At 65.3% G+C, this 13,498-nt stretch carries 12 protein-coding genes and 1 pseudogene; 9 read left to right on the forward strand and 4 right to left on the reverse strand.

What is annotated here, in order from left to right; genetic code table 11:
• Nucleotides 1-11: 11 nt before the first annotated feature.
• A complete protein-coding gene (locus tag IPM60_13575; GenBank protein MBK8908886.1) occupies nt 12-1,064 on the reverse strand; it encodes a putative 2-aminoethylphosphonate ABC transporter substrate-binding protein in 1,053 nt (350 codons plus the stop codon).
• A gap of 393 nt (nt 1,065-1,457) precedes the next feature.
• On the opposite strand from IPM60_13575, the gene IPM60_13580 reads away from it, so the two are divergent.
• A complete protein-coding gene (locus tag IPM60_13580) occupies nt 1,458-2,234 on the forward strand; it encodes a formate/nitrite transporter family protein (protein MBK8908887.1) in 777 nt (258 codons plus the stop codon).
• A 29-nt stretch (nt 2,235-2,263) separates the two neighbouring features.
• Here the strand turns inward: IPM60_13580 and IPM60_13585 are convergent, their stop codons facing one another.
• From IPM60_13585 to IPM60_13595, 3 genes are all read right to left on the reverse strand, one after another.
• Entirely contained in the window at nt 2,264-2,395 is a 132-nt protein-coding gene (locus IPM60_13585) for a DUF892 family protein (GenBank protein ID MBK8908888.1), read from the reverse strand.
• 48 nt (nt 2,396-2,443) lie between these two features.
• Nucleotides 2,444-2,926: an NERD domain-containing protein gene (locus tag IPM60_13590; GenBank protein ID MBK8908889.1), complete on the reverse strand. Its 483-nt coding sequence runs from the start codon at nt 2,924-2,926 to the stop codon at nt 2,444-2,446.
• 209 nt (nt 2,927-3,135) lie between these two features.
• Nucleotides 3,136-4,947, reverse strand: a complete 1,812-nt coding sequence (locus IPM60_13595; GenBank protein ID MBK8908890.1) for a tetratricopeptide repeat protein — start codon at nt 4,945-4,947, stop codon at nt 3,136-3,138.
• A 253-nt stretch (nt 4,948-5,200) separates the two neighbouring features.
• On the opposite strand from IPM60_13595, the gene IPM60_13600 reads away from it, so the two are divergent.
• From IPM60_13600 to IPM60_13635, 8 genes and pseudogenes are all read left to right on the forward strand, one after another.
• Nucleotides 5,201-5,473, forward strand: a complete 273-nt coding sequence (locus IPM60_13600) for a hypothetical protein (GenBank protein MBK8908891.1) — start codon at nt 5,201-5,203, stop codon at nt 5,471-5,473.
• 55 nt (nt 5,474-5,528) lie between these two features.
• Nucleotides 5,529-6,728, forward strand: a complete 1,200-nt coding sequence (locus IPM60_13605) for a hypothetical protein (GenBank protein ID MBK8908892.1) — start codon at nt 5,529-5,531, stop codon at nt 6,726-6,728.
• Between the two features lie 91 nt (nt 6,729-6,819).
• On the forward strand, nt 6,820-8,388 hold the full coding sequence (locus tag IPM60_13610; GenBank protein ID MBK8908893.1) for an arylsulfatase: 1,569 nt from the start codon (nt 6,820-6,822) through the stop codon (nt 8,386-8,388).
• Between the two features lie 127 nt (nt 8,389-8,515).
• The gene (locus IPM60_13615) at nt 8,516-9,133 is read left to right on the forward strand and encodes a hypothetical protein (GenBank protein ID MBK8908894.1); all 618 of its coding nucleotides are present in this window, start codon (nt 8,516-8,518) and stop codon (nt 9,131-9,133) included.
• A gap of 73 nt (nt 9,134-9,206) precedes the next feature.
• Complete coding sequence (locus IPM60_13620; protein MBK8908895.1) at nt 9,207-10,214, forward strand: haloacid dehalogenase-like hydrolase; 1,008 nt, start codon at nt 9,207-9,209, stop codon at nt 10,212-10,214.
• Between the two features lie 48 nt (nt 10,215-10,262).
• The gene (locus IPM60_13625) at nt 10,263-11,858 is read left to right on the forward strand and encodes a DUF3300 domain-containing protein (protein ID MBK8908896.1); all 1,596 of its coding nucleotides are present in this window, start codon (nt 10,263-10,265) and stop codon (nt 11,856-11,858) included.
• A gap of 85 nt (nt 11,859-11,943) precedes the next feature.
• Nucleotides 11,944-12,874, forward strand: a pseudogene (locus tag IPM60_13630) (DUF2950 family protein).
• Nucleotides 12,853-13,498 (forward strand): hypothetical protein (locus tag IPM60_13635; protein ID MBK8908897.1); only part of this gene is annotated, 646 nt, incomplete at its 3' end. The pseudogene IPM60_13630 and the gene IPM60_13635, both read left to right, overlap by 22 nt.

Below are 13,498 nucleotides of genomic sequence, written 5' to 3' on the forward strand. Positions count from 1 at the left end.
CGTCGACGCGACTACGACTTCGGCTCCGACTTCCCGTCGTAACGCGCGCCCCATTCCTTGAGGATGCGCTCGCGGTTGGCCGCGGCCCAGGCGAAATCGTTCCTGATCATCTTCGCCTCGATGTCCGGCGGGAAGTTCTCCACCGGCTTGGCCACGCCCGGCATCGCCACCACGGCATACTCCTCGTTGTAGATCTCGTTCGCCTTCCTGCTCACCGACCAGTCGGCCAGCTTCTTGGCGGCGTCGAGGTGTTTGCTGTTTTTGGTGATGGCGAACGCTTCCAAGTCCCAGCCCACGCCCGGATCGGGAGCGATCACGTCGATCGGCGCCCCCTCGCTCTTGAGCTTGGCGCCACGGTAGGCAAACGAAATGCCGACCGGGATCTCGCCCGCGGCGGCCTGCTTGCAGGGTTTCGAGCCGGAATGGGTGTACCACGCGATGTTCTCGTGGAGGGCGTCCATGTACGTCCACGCCTTCTCCTCGCCGAACATCTGGATCCAAGAGGAGACGTCGAGGAAGCCGGTGCCCGACGAGTTGGGGTTCGGCATCACCACTTTGCCCTTGAACTCCGGCTTGGTCAGGTCTTGCCACGACGTCGGCATCGGCAGGTTGTGCTTCGCGGCCTCAACCGTGTTGAAGCAGATGGAGGCGATCCACGCCCGCTGGCCCACCCAGACCGGCGGCTGGGCGCCGTCAACATACTCGGCGTCCAGCTTGTCGACGCCCTTCGGCGCATAGGGCTGAAAGTAGCCTTCGTCGGCGAGCAGCATCAGGCTGGTCGCGGCCAGACCCCAGACGATGTCGGCCTGGGGATTGCCCTTCTCCGCCAGCAGCTTGGCAGTGACGATGCCGGTCGAGTCGCGCACCCACTTGATCTCGACGTCAGGATAGTCCGTCTCGAACGCCTTCTTGAACTTGGCGAGTTCGTCGGCCTCGATCGCGGTGTAGACAAGCAACTCCGATTTGGCCAGCGCTGCCCCGGCGCCGAGGTGGGTGATCGCAAACGCCGCAAGCAATGCTGCCGCGCGGCGTGCACCGCGTTTGACGATGTTCCTTGTATCCATGCCCCGTCCCTCCTGCTCTGCCGTCCGCACCTCTGAAGATGCGGCCCCGTTGCAAATGATAATGTTCGGACTTTGGCCGCGCGCTCTCGACGAGGACGCGAGAAATGCCGGACCTCCGGGCCACCGGTGCCCGAACGCCTTCCGGCCAGGACTCTTAAAGAAGCGTCTCGATTGGTTTCGTGACGGAAATATAAAATTTTTTGTAACGATGGCCGTGCAGCCCCGCGGGACCCGCAGTGGCTTGCAGGGTCAGTAAGTCGATCATCAATCTGGCAGTCGCACCGGACGATCGTCGCGACGGGCTTCATGATCGCGCTCGCGCTCATGGAGCGCGCATCTCAGCGGGCGCAGATCCACCAGGGAACCGGAACGGCATGGAAGAGTTGGTCGATCATGCACGACATCCTGAAGCCCGCGGAGATTTTCGAGCGATCAGCCCGGGAGGGCGAACGGCGGCTGAATCAGAGCACCTTGGAGCTGCTCTCCACGGGCTTCATCGCGGGTTTCACGATCGTGTTCGGCATCATTGCCCTCGGCATAGTCGAGGCTCTTGCGAGGCCCTCGCTCGGCGAGCTTGCCAAGCTTCTCGGAGCCCTCGCCTTCGGCGTCGGACTGCCATTTCTGATCCTCGGACGTGCCGAACTGTTCAGCGAAAACTTCTTCGATCCGATCGCGGCTGTCGTCAAATCGAAGGTCAGCGGAATGTCGAGGAAGGTATTCCGTCTTTGGATACTTACATTGATCCTGAACCTCGTCGGAGGAGGCATCCTGGTCCTGATCCTTTCGGTGGAAGGTGCGCTCCCGGCAGGCGCCCATGAGGCGTTGAGCCGGGTGGCCGAGGAAATTGCCCATCGGACGTCCCTGGCCACGCTCATGCGGTCGATTGTGGGTGGCGCACTCGTGGCCCTCCTGTCTTTCCTGGTTATCGCCAGCCGGGACTCGACCGGAAGGATACTGCTGGCCTACGTCACCGGCGTCTTGCTTGCCATCGGCCCCTTCGAGCACGCCGTCGTGACGATGCTTCATCTTGCCTTCGGGTTCACATTCGGCGCGCCCGTGACCATGGCTGACATGGCGCAAGTCTCGGCGATCGCGATCCTGGGCAACCTGATCGGCGGCGTCGGACTCGTAACGATGTCGCACGCCGCGCAAGCCAAGGGAGCGGATTAGGAAAAGCCTCGGCCCCATGCCTTCGATCCCTACACAGCAGAGTGCTTCGGGGCCGAACTGCTACCACCGAGCGACTCCAGCACTTTGCTGAGGCGGTCGATCTGCGCCTTGGTCCCCGCAACGTGCGTCGCCAGGCGTTGTGCGAGATCGGGAAAGTTCATTAAAGCAGCGAACCCCCGCCCGCTACAATTGTGCCGGCGGACACAGCATCAACAACCCGGGACCCTCATTGTCCGTGAGGCCAATGGGGAGCAAGTCATCAGGTAGCGCGCGGTTCCTCGGCGTCTCAGCCCCGCCACCGCATGCGAAGAACATTTGACAGGGCAGCTGGCGGAGCAAAAGCAACCGGGCTCGAACCTTCGCTGTTTTTCATGTTTAATCTCAGCTGGACATTGGTGAAGCCGACGCTGAGGCCCTTCTGGCAAGCAGGATTGGTTGTCGTAGCTGTGGAGACGGCCGTCGCTGTTCCACGTCCAGGTCGAGATGTCGCCGGTGATGCTGCCCGGGCGGCTCTTGATCTCAATCAGTAACAGGCCGCGTGGCGACAGGATGAGCGCGTCGACCTCGTTGACCTTGCCGGTATCGTCGATGAACTCGAAGTTGCCCCACGCCCGCCAGGGATCGTGATCCGGAATGTGCTCGCGCAGGAAATCGAGCGCTTCCCGTTCCCACGTGAAGTCGCTCTCATGCATCGCCGCCCAGCGCAGTGCGGACGTTGCCATGATCTAAACGACGCGCGTCAACGATTGCACCGGCATGACCCGCATCCGTAGGCCAATCCCGCGGCTACGTCAAATGGTTGAGAAACTTCATCCTTCCGCTATCACCGGGACGCGCTGACGGCAGCGGTGTCGAGACACGATGTGGTTGCTGCGACGGAACCGGGACGTGCGGACCTGCGTCAGCGCCGCATTGCCCCAAGTTTGGGCTCGGGTGGTGGCGGGATTTTTAGTCCGGCCTTGCCGAGCCCGGCGACAAGATGAAGCAGTACGGGTTGCGGGAAATTCCAGACTCCGAACAGTGACCAGGCTTCTTCGCGGAACCGCGGCTTCAGCGCCAACACCCGGTCGACGGCAGCCATCGCCTCCTCATTGCGGCCCAGTTGCCCGAGGATCGCAGCCCGCAGCAGGTAGCTCCAGAAGAAACCCGGCATGTCGATCCGCTCCACCTGCGCCAGCGCCCCTTCGAACTCGCCGCGGTCAAAGTGGAAGAGCGCTCGCGGAAACAGGTACCAGGCAGGATGGGCCGGATTTAGTGCGATCGCCTGATCGACCATCGCGAGGCCGCGGTCCCATTCGCCGTGGAAGGCCAGCCGGCTTCCGTACTGCGCGAGGAAGTCGGCGCTGCCGGGATTGAGGCTGATCGCCCGATCGCCCGCTTCCTTGAAACGAGCAATGTTGCCGTCGGCGAAATAGATGAGGGCGCTAACCAGGTGGCCGGTCGGGTTGTCGGAATCGAGGGCGATCGCCCGCTTGGCCGCTTCGAGCGCGCGGACGCTCGGATCGCCCTGTTCGCCGCCCGAGTCGTACCCGAAACGCTTCTCCTGGTGGTACACGTTGGCGAGAACCGCCCAGGCTTCGGCATAGTCCGGATCCAGCGTCACCGCCCGCTCAAGGCAGCCGCGGATTTCGGCGTGCCGGGCCGGGTCGATATTCCTCATGAACGCATAGTAGCGCAGCACACAGTCGTAGGCGTCGAGGCTCTCGGGCGGCTTGTTTTCCGTCTGCGCCATTGCCGACTGCGCAAGCAGGCCATATTTGCCGGCGAGCGCCCCACCGATCTCTCGGGCCATGGTCTCCTGGATCTGGAAAACCGTCTTCGGCGTGAAGACGTCGGCGTACGACCCGGCCCAGAGATGGCGCCCGTCGCGCGCGTCGATCAGCCGCGACGATATCCTGAGCTGGTCCTCGAACACGCGGACTCCGCCCGCCACGACGAAATCGGCCCCGAGCCCGCTCCGGATGCTCTGCAGATCGAACGAGCCGTCCTCGGACACGGCCGTGGCGCCGATGGATAGAACAATAAGATCGCGGTACTGGGCGAGTTCGGTGATCAACTGCTCGCTCAGCCCATCCGAGATGTAGCGTTTGGCCGGATCGCCGCTGAGGTTGCGGTACGGCAGCACGGCGATCGACGGTCCCTTCTGCGCTGACGTCGGCCGCACCGCGTCGTCGCGGTCTTGCATCTGCCACGCCGCAACCCCGATGACGCCGACGATCAGAACGGCGCACACCGCCAGGACGAGGCGGCGCGCCGGCCCCCACGCGCTTTGCCGCGCAGGCGCCAGTGGTTGCGCCGCCGCCGTCTCCGCACCGGGCGTTGGCCCCCGTTCTGGGATCGGCGGCGACTGCCATTCGCACACGATGGCGTAGCCGCCTTTCGGTATGCCGATACGCACCGGGTCATCACGACCGGCGGTCGCATAGTAGCCGTCCAGATCGCGGCGCAGCCGGTGGGCTTCGAGGCGAACGATCGGATCGGTCTGCGGATCGAAGTCCGCGTCTCGGCCGAAGACGGCGATCGCAATCGTCGTCCCCTTCAGCCGGTTCGAGCGTCCGGCCAAGGTCTCTTCCACCACGTGCCGCAAAAAGGCGCGCCGCCTCTCGGCCGCCTGGAAGTCGGGGCTGTCGAGAATCCGGTTCAACTGGGCGCGAACGTCCGCCGGCGACGGCCGTTCCCATGGCGGACGGGTTTCCGGTTCGAGACTGCTCATGACTTCCGCCCCATTCCCCGACCACCACCATACACGTTTCCGCAGACGATCTCATCGCCGCATTTGGAGACGAGCGGGGACTTCGCCGCGCTCAAGAACATGTTCGTACTCCGCCCCGCTCCCGTTCGTACTTCTGAAAATGCGGGGCGTTCGCGATCATTGCCACAAGGAAGTCGCTTCGAAGCGTTTGTGCGCGTCGGGCTTGCCGGAGGATCGGACGTGCAAAGGTTGGACGTGCCAAGGTCGGACCTGAGTGAGCGGCGGCTTCCCCCTGCTTGAGCGACGCTTCGAGCGGCAACAGTGGGCGATATCGCGCCTCATGCGCCGGGACAGCACCTTCCGAAACGTGTGCGAGAACTACGAAGAGGCGGCGCGTGCAGCGGAGTACTGGCGGGACGCGCCCACCAGGTCGGCGGAGCGGGCCGACGAGTATGGCGCTCTCGTGAGCGAATTGGAGGAGGAGATCGTCATGAGGCTGCGACGCGACGCGGGCGGACCGGCCGAACCGGTTGAGCCTTCGAGATGATCGAGGCTCCGCGGCCCGAGACGATGACAGGACACGCATGACGATGACGATGACGATGACGACGACTGCGAACACGATCTCGGCAGCACCCACCGCCGCCGATGACGACGGCTTCCTGATCGCCCGCGGGGGACCGTTTCTCGCCGTCCATGAGCGCGCCCACCTGACACGGCCAGACACGCTCCGTCCCGTGCCGCGCGCGCTCCTCTACGTCGCCGTTGCATACCTTCCGCTGCTGGCGCTGAGCCTGATCGCGGGCACCGCCCTCGAGCCCGACGACGGCCGCGCCTTCCTTCATGATTTCCGGCCGTACGCCGCCTACCTCATCGCGCTCCCGGTCCTCGTCCTGATGGAGCCGATGGCGGACCGGCGGCTGCGCTCGCTGCTGGATCATTTTCTGCGGGCCGAGATCATCCCGACCCGGCAGATGCCCGTTTATCGGCGTCACATCCGCCTCGCCGTTGCGCTGCGCAACTCTTGGATCGCCGAGGCGATGATCGCCGCGATCGTTTATGTTTCGAGCTACATGTTGACAGACGAGACGCTGGCCCGGTACGGCCGCTCGTGGCTCGGCGATCCGGCCATCGGCGACGTGTCGCCGGCGGGCTGGTGGGCGGTGCTGGTCAGCGGACCGCTCGTCGGTTTCCTGCTGCTGCGTTGGTTCTGGCGGTACCTGATATGGGCCAACCTCATCCGGCAGATCGCCGGCCTCGATCTTCAGATCGCCACCGACCACCCCGACAAGACCGGCGGCCTCGCCTTCATCTCCCAGTATCCGGCGGTGTTCTCCGCGTTCGTTTTCGCGGTCACGAGCATTTTCGCGGCGATGATCGCCAAGGACCTCGTCTACGCCGGGACGGAGATCACGTCGCTCAAGTACGTGGTCGCCGTCTGGATTGTCGCCATGGTGGTGATCTACACGATCCCGCTGACCGTGTTCTCCGGCCCTCTCGGGGAAGCGAAACGCACCGAAATGCTGCGTTACGCCGGCCTTGCCAGCCGCGCGGCGGCGGGGCCGTCTTCGGAAAGCGCCGAGGCCGAAACCGCTGCCGACGGCGAACTGCCATTGAAGAGCCAGGTCCCGGCCGACCTCAAGAAACGCTACGACGCGGCGAACGGCATGAGCACCTTGCCGTTGGGCGCGCGCACGATCCTCCCGATCTCGATGGCGGCGGCGCTCCCCATCGCCGTCGCCGCAGCGACCCAGCTTCCCGTGAAGCAAATCATCAAGTTTCTGAAGTTTCTCATTCTCTAGAACACAGCCGCACGTTGGAACGTAGGAACATTTCCTACCGAGGAAAATGGAGACGACCTTGAGACAGAAACAGAAAAAAACGTATTGGTGGATGGCAGCAACCGTTGTGGCTGCCGCTGCACTTTGGGTTTCAAATTCGCCGGCATCGGCGCAGCAGCAGAAGCCGAACATCCTGGTGATCTGGGGCGACGACATCGGGCGGTCCAACATCAGTGCCTACACCCAAGGCCTCGTCGGCTACCGCACGCCGAACATCGACCGGATCGCCGACGAGGGCGTCATCTTCACTGACTACTATGGCGAACAATCCTGCACCGCCGGCCGGGCGTCGTTCATCATGGGCCAAAGCGTGTTCCGCACCGGCCTCTCCAAGGTCGGCCTGCCCGGCGCCGACATCGGCATGCGCGAGGAGGATCCCACCATCGCCGGCCTCTTGAAGGCGCAGGGCTACGCCACCGGGCAGTTCGGCAAGAACCACCTCGGCGACAAGGACGAGCATCTTCCCACCAACCACGGCTTCGACGAGTTCTTCGGCAACCTCTACCATCTCAATGCCGAAGAGGAGCCGGAGAACGAGGACTATCCCGGCGACATGGTGCTGCCGGGCGGCCAGACATTTCGGGAGAAGTTCGGGCCACGCGGCGTGATCCACAGCTGGGCCCAGCCGGACGGCACCCAGAAGATCGAGGACACCGGGCCGCTCACCAAGAAGCGGATGGAGACCGTCGACGACGAGACCAGTGACGCTGCACTTGGCTTCATTGAGAAGGCGCACCAGGACGGCACGCCGTTCTTCGTGTGGTGGAACGGCACCCGCATGCACTTCCGCACCCACGTCAAGGAAGAGCACCGCGGCATCTCGGGCCAGGACGAGTACTCCGACGGCATGGTCGAGCACGACATGCATGTCGGCAAACTGCTGAAGAAGCTGGATGACCTGGGGATCACCGACAACACCATCGTCTTCTATTCGACCGACAACGGTCCCCACTACAACACCTGGCCGGATGCCGCGGCGACGCCGTTCCGCGGCGAGAAGAACACCAACTGGGAGGGCGGCTGGCGCGTCCCGGCGATGGTGCGTTGGCCGGGCAAGATTCCGGAGGATACGGTTTCCAACGAGATCGTCCACCACATGGACTGGTTGCCGACCTTCGTTGCCATTGCGGGCGAACCCGAGATCAAGGAAAAGCTCAAACAGGGCGGCGTCGAGGCCATCGGCCGCGACTACAAGGTCCATCTGGACGGGTACAACATTCTGCCCCACCTGACCGGCGAATCCGAGACGGCTCCCCGCAAGGAGGTGTTCTACTTCTCGGATGACGGCGACCTGACGGCGTTGCGCTACGATGACTGGAAGCTGATCTTCCTGGAGCAGCCGGCCATGGGGACGTTGCGCGTCTGGCAGGAGCCGTTCGTTCCCCTGCGCGTGCCGTTCATCTTCAACCTGCGCCGGGATCCCTACGAGAGGGCGACGATCACCTCCAACACCTATTACGACTGGCTGCTCGATCGCGCCTATCTCCTGGTTCCGGCCCAGGCCTACGTCGCCAACTTCATGCAGACCTTCGTGGAGTTCCCGCCCCGGCAGAAGGCCGCCAGCTTCAGCCTCGACCAGGTCATGGAGCGGATCGAGACGGGCGGCATCGGCGGAAATTGAACTGCAGCACCGGTCGCAATCGAATACGGTGCGCGTCCCTAGCGGTTTCGGCGCCGTCATCACGGCGGAGCCGAAACCGCTAACCCACCCCGCGGCCGACAGGCCGCGCTTGAACAGGAGTTGAAGAATGAAACCAAACACAACGTTGCTGGCCACGTTGGTGCTGGTTGGAGCGGCGGCGTTCCCGCTTGAAGCCTGCAGCGAAACCAAAGAAGGCAAGCCCGCCACACAAGCAGAGGCCCAGCAGTCTCCCGAAACGGTGGTCGGCGAGGCCTATGCCGAAGCAGAGGCGACGATAGCGGCGGTCGACAAGGACGCGAGGGAAGTGACCTTGCAGACCGCCAGCGGCGAGAGCCAGGTGATCGAGGCGCCGGAGGACGTAGACCTGGACAAGCTGGCAGTCGGCGACGTGGTCGTCTTCGGCGTCTACGAACGGCTGAGCGTGAAGGTCCTGCCGGCCGGTTCGGCGCCGCTCGGCGTCGCCACGCAGACGGCAACAGCCAAAGCAGAGCCGGGAGCGACGCCGGGGCGGGGCATGGGTGAGATGGTGACCATCATCCAGGAGGTCGCTTCGGTCGACGCCGCCAACAACACCGTGACGCTCCGGGGCGCCGACGGCAATACCCGCACCCTCGACGTCAAGAACCCGGAGAACCAGGAGCGGCTCAAGACCCTGAAGGTCGGCGATCTGGTCCAGATCGATCTCGTCGAGGTGGTCGCCGTGTCGCTCAAGCCGAAGGGCTGAGGACAAGGGGTGCGGGCGGTTGCGTACGCACCCGGGTCTGGGTAAGGAGGCCGGCATGAACTTAGCGTTTGCCATGATGCGAGCGAGCGGCAGGCTGCAACGGTGCGCCGCGGTATTCGTCTTTTTGCTCCTCGTGCTGCCGACGGCGGGCTTTGCCCGATCGGACGGCGTGCTGCCGTCGTGGGCCGACGGCGACGCCAGGCGCGTCATCGTCGCCTTCGTGGAGGCTGTGACCGAGGACGGCGGACCGGACTTCGTGCCGGCGGACGACCGCATCGCGGTGTTCGACAACGACGGCACCTTGTGGGTCGAGCAGCCCACCTACACGCAGGCGGCGTTCGCTCTCGACCGCATCAAGGCGATGGCGCCCGAGCACCCCGATTGGCGCACGACGCAGCCGTTCCAGGCGGTTCTCGAAAATGACCGCGCGGCGCTCGCCGCGATGAGCATGGGCTCCGCCGTCAAGCTGGTCATGGCCTCGCATGCGGGAATGACAACCGAGGCGTTCGCGACAACCGTCAGCGACTGGATCGGCGCCGCGCGCCATCCGCGTTTCCAGCGTCCCTACACCGAACTAGCGTATCAGCCGATGCTAGAACTGCTGGCCTACCTCAGGGACAACGGTTTCAAGACCTTCATCGTCTCTGGCGGCGGCATCGCTTTCATGCGGCCGTGGGCCGAGCGTGTGTACGGGGTGCCGCCAGAACAGGTGGTCGGTTCGGCCATCAAGACCCGCTTCGAGATGCGGGATGGCGAGCCGGTGCTTGTGCGCCTGCCGGGGATCGCCTTCATCGACGACAAGGAAGGTAAGCCGGTCGGCATCGAAACCTTCATCGGGCGGCGTCCGATCGCCGCCTTCGGCAATTCCGACGGCGACCTGCAGATGCTGCAGTGGACGACGGCGGGGGCCGGCCGGCGCCTCGGCGTCCTGTTGCGTCACGACGATGCGGAACGGGAATACGCCTACGATCGCGAGAGTCATGTGGGGCGACTGGATCGCGCCCTCGATGAGGCCGAGACGGCCGGCTGGGTCGTGGTCTCGATGAAGGACGACTGGAAGACCGTCTTTGCGGAAGAATGAAAGCAACTTCGTAATCGTGCACAGCAACAGGATCTTGGGGAGTAGGCCATGGATCGCCTGTTCGTCGCGGCGCTGTTGATCGCCGGTCTCGTCCTCGTCGGCACGTCCCCGCCCGTTTCGGCGCAACCGGCGGCACAACAGGCGACAGCCGGGCAGGAGCCGGCGGCCGACAGCGCTCCGGCCGATGACGTCACCGCTCTGGTCGCTCCGATCGCCCTTTACCCCGACCCGATGCTGGCCCTGGTTCTGCAGGCCTCGACGCAGCCGCTGGAGGTGGTGCAGGCGAAGCGCTTCCTCGACCGGCGCGAGGGGTCTCCCGACCTGACGCCGGACCCGAATTGGGACGCCAGCATCCTCGGCCTCATCAACTATCCCACCGTCCTCGGCTCGATGAACGAATACATCGACTGGACGGATGAACTCGGCAATGCGGTGCTCGATCAACTGGACGATGTCCAGGACGCGATCCTCGACATCCGCTGGTCGGCCTACAACACCGGTATCCTTGCGTCCAACGACTGGCAGAAGGTGATCGTGCAAGGCGATGTCGTGCGCATCATGCCGGCAGACGGCGCCACCATCTCGGTGCCGCAGTACGATCCGGTGGCGCTCCTGGCGGCGGTCACGCCGCCCGAGGACGAGGGAGAGGCCGTTGCCGCAGCGGAGGAGGCCGGCGCCGAGGCGGAGGCGGAACCCGAAACAGCCGGGAGCGAACAGCCGGTCGACGAGGCTCCGCCCGCAGAGGAAGCGGCTCCGCTGGAGGCAGAGCCTGTCGAGGCGGCCGCAGCGGCCGGAACCGGCTATGCTGCAGGCACGGCTCCTGCCTACGCGGCCTATGCGCCGCCGCCGCCGATCAGCTACGGAGAGCCCGAGACCGGCTTCTGGGATGGCGCGGCCACCTTCGCCGGCGGGGCCGTGGTCGGCGGTTTGCTGGGGTGGGGAATTACCGAGGCGTTCGACGACGACGACGACTACGATTTCGACGGGCTGAGACGGAGCGTCGACATCGATGGAGACGGCATCGGTGGCCGGCGCGGCGTCAACATCGAAGACAGCACCATCGTCGTCGGCGACCGCAGACGCAACACGGCCGAGGTCCAGCAGCAGCTTCGCGACAAGCGCGGCGATCGGCCGGCGCGTGCCGGCGGCGCTGACCGCGCGCGTCCCAAAGGTGTGGCGCCGGGCAAGAGACCCGGCGGCGACCGTGCCGCGCGCACCGCCAGCCGGCAGAGAGACGGCGGCAAGAACGTCCGCCTGCCGAACAGCGGCGAGCGGCCCGCCGCCGCCGCTGCGGCAGGGCGAGGCACACCGCAAGCCCAGCGCGCAGAGCGAGCAAAGCCGGCGGCGGTGGCCACGCGTTCGCCACAGAAGCGCAAGTCAGCCGACAAGGCCATAGCATCCGGCAAGACCGGCGGCATGGCGGCCGGCGTCGGCAAGCGCAGCCAAGTCAAGAAGCAGGCCAGCCGCGGCGCCGAGAGCCGCGGCAAGGCAAAGCAACGGGCGACCGCAAGTCCAAGGCCGAGCGGGGTGAAGAAAGCGTCGGCAGGCGGAATGGCGGCCGGAGCCAAAAGCGGCGGCGCAGCGAAGAAGCACGCCAGCCGGGGCAAGAACAGCCGCGGCGGCGGCGGGCGCAAGCAGCGGTGATGCGGTGGCGTCGTACGTCCACCGCATCGTCGGCCTTCTTCGGGACAGACAAGGGAAAACGACCATGAGCAGTTTCGTTTGTTTGATGCGACGGTGTGGTTGGCTCGGCTTTCGCAGCCTGGCTGCGGCGCTTGCCCTGGTTCCGGTCATCGGCGCCGGCGGGGCGCCGGCCTCTGCAGAACAGGCGGTGTTCGCGACGCCGGAAGCGGCGGTGGAGGCGTTCCGGGCGGCCGTCTACAGTGACGGCGGCAAGGGCATGATCGAGCTGTTCGGACCGGAGCACAAGGCCGACCTGCTCGGCGGCGACCCGGCCTCCGCCCGGCAGGGCCTGCAGGTCCTGCGCGAGATCGTCGCCCGCGGCATCAACCCGACCGACGACGGGCGTGAGCGCAAGGTCCTGGTCATCGGGCCGGAGGCCTGGCCGATGCCGATCCCCCTGATCAAGGGCGAAAAGGGCTGGTCGTTCGACGTCGACGCCGGTATCGAAGAGATCAACGACCGGCGCATTGGCCGCAACGAGTTGGCGGCGATCGACTTCTGCCGGACCTTCATGGAAGCCCAGCCCGAGTACGCCAGCGAAGACAGGGACGGGGACGACGTTCTTGAGTATGCGGAGAAGCTCAAGAGTTCCGATGGCAAGCGCGACGGCCTCTACTGGCCGGAAGACGGCGGCGGCGACCTCAGCCCGCTGGCGGATCTGGCGGCCGATGCGGAAGAGTACCTGGCGTTCCGCGAGGCCGGCGAGCCTTACCGCGGCTACTACTTCCGGGTGTTGACCCGGCAGGGGGAAAACCCGCCCGTCGGCGCCTACGACTACATCATCAACGGCCACATGATCGCCGGCTACGCCCTGATCGCTTGGCCGGCAGACTACGGCCGCTCCGGGATCATGACCCTTTCTCTGCAGCCACCACGGCCGGGTGCTCGACAAGGACCTCGGTGACGACACGGCGAAAGCCGCCGAAAGCATCACCGCCTACAACCCCGACGACTCATGGGCAGACGCGACCGATTGACGTGGTTCCGCGCTGCGGCCCTGGCCGTCCTCGGTATGGTGCTGTGGCCGGGCGCGGTCGCCGCAGCCGCGGCGTTCGTCGGCGGCGCCGTCTGCGCCGGGTGCCACCGCGGTGAAGCGGCGGCGTGGTCCGGCTCGCATCACGACCTGGCGATGCAAGAGGCGACCGAAGCGACGGTGCTCGGCGACTTCGACGATGTGGTATTTCATGCCGACGGCGTCTGGGCCCGGTTCTTCAAGCGCGACGGCGCCTTTCTCGTCCATACCGAGGGGCCGGACGGCGTGCTCCGGGACTACGAGATCGCCTACACCTTCGGGGTCCAGCCGCTGCAGCAGTACCTCATCGCCTTCCCCGACGGCCGCTACCAGGCTTTCGCGCTCGCCTGGGACACGCGTCCGACGGAAGACGGCGGGCAGCGCTGGTTCCACCTATATCCCGGCCAAGGCATCCGCCCCGGGGACGCGTTGCATTGGACCGGTATCAACCAGAACTGGAACTTCATGTGCGCCGAGTGCCACTCGACGGACCTCAAGCGCGGCTACGACTTTGATCGCGACCGGTTCCAGACGACATGGTCGGAGATCGACGTCTCCTGCGAGGCTTGCCATGGTCCGGGCTCTCGAC

The sequence above is a fragment of the Rhodospirillales bacterium genome (genome assembly GCA_016710335.1).
In the GTDB taxonomy this organism is placed as follows: domain Bacteria; phylum Pseudomonadota; class Alphaproteobacteria; order Rhodospirillales; family Defluviicoccaceae; genus JADJXQ01.

Bases quoted from the DNA above. Each gene is read 5' to 3' on its own strand.
- IPM60_13615 (MBK8908894.1), top strand. From the start codon at position 8,516: ATGAAACCAAACACAACGTTGCTGGCCACGTTGGTGCTGGTTGGAGCG.
- IPM60_13605 (MBK8908892.1), top strand. From the start codon at position 5,529: ATGACGACGACTGCGAACACGATCTCGGCAGCACCCACCGCCGCCGAT.
- IPM60_13620 (MBK8908895.1), top strand. From the start codon at position 9,207: ATGATGCGAGCGAGCGGCAGGCTGCAACGGTGCGCCGCGGTATTCGTC.
- IPM60_13585 (MBK8908888.1), bottom strand. From the start codon at position 2,395: ATGAACTTTCCCGATCTCGCACAACGCCTGGCGACGCACGTTGCGGGG.
- IPM60_13575 (MBK8908886.1), bottom strand. From the start codon at position 1,064: ATGGATACAAGGAACATCGTCAAACGCGGTGCACGCCGCGCGGCAGCA.
- IPM60_13610 (MBK8908893.1), top strand. From the start codon at position 6,820: ATGGCAGCAACCGTTGTGGCTGCCGCTGCACTTTGGGTTTCAAATTCG.
- IPM60_13580 (MBK8908887.1), top strand. From the start codon at position 1,458: ATGCACGACATCCTGAAGCCCGCGGAGATTTTCGAGCGATCAGCCCGG.
- IPM60_13590 (MBK8908889.1), bottom strand. From the start codon at position 2,926: ATGCATGAGAGCGACTTCACGTGGGAACGGGAAGCGCTCGATTTCCTG.
- IPM60_13595 (MBK8908890.1), bottom strand. From the start codon at position 4,947: ATGAGCAGTCTCGAACCGGAAACCCGTCCGCCATGGGAACGGCCGTCG.
- IPM60_13625 (MBK8908896.1), top strand. From the start codon at position 10,263: ATGGATCGCCTGTTCGTCGCGGCGCTGTTGATCGCCGGTCTCGTCCTC.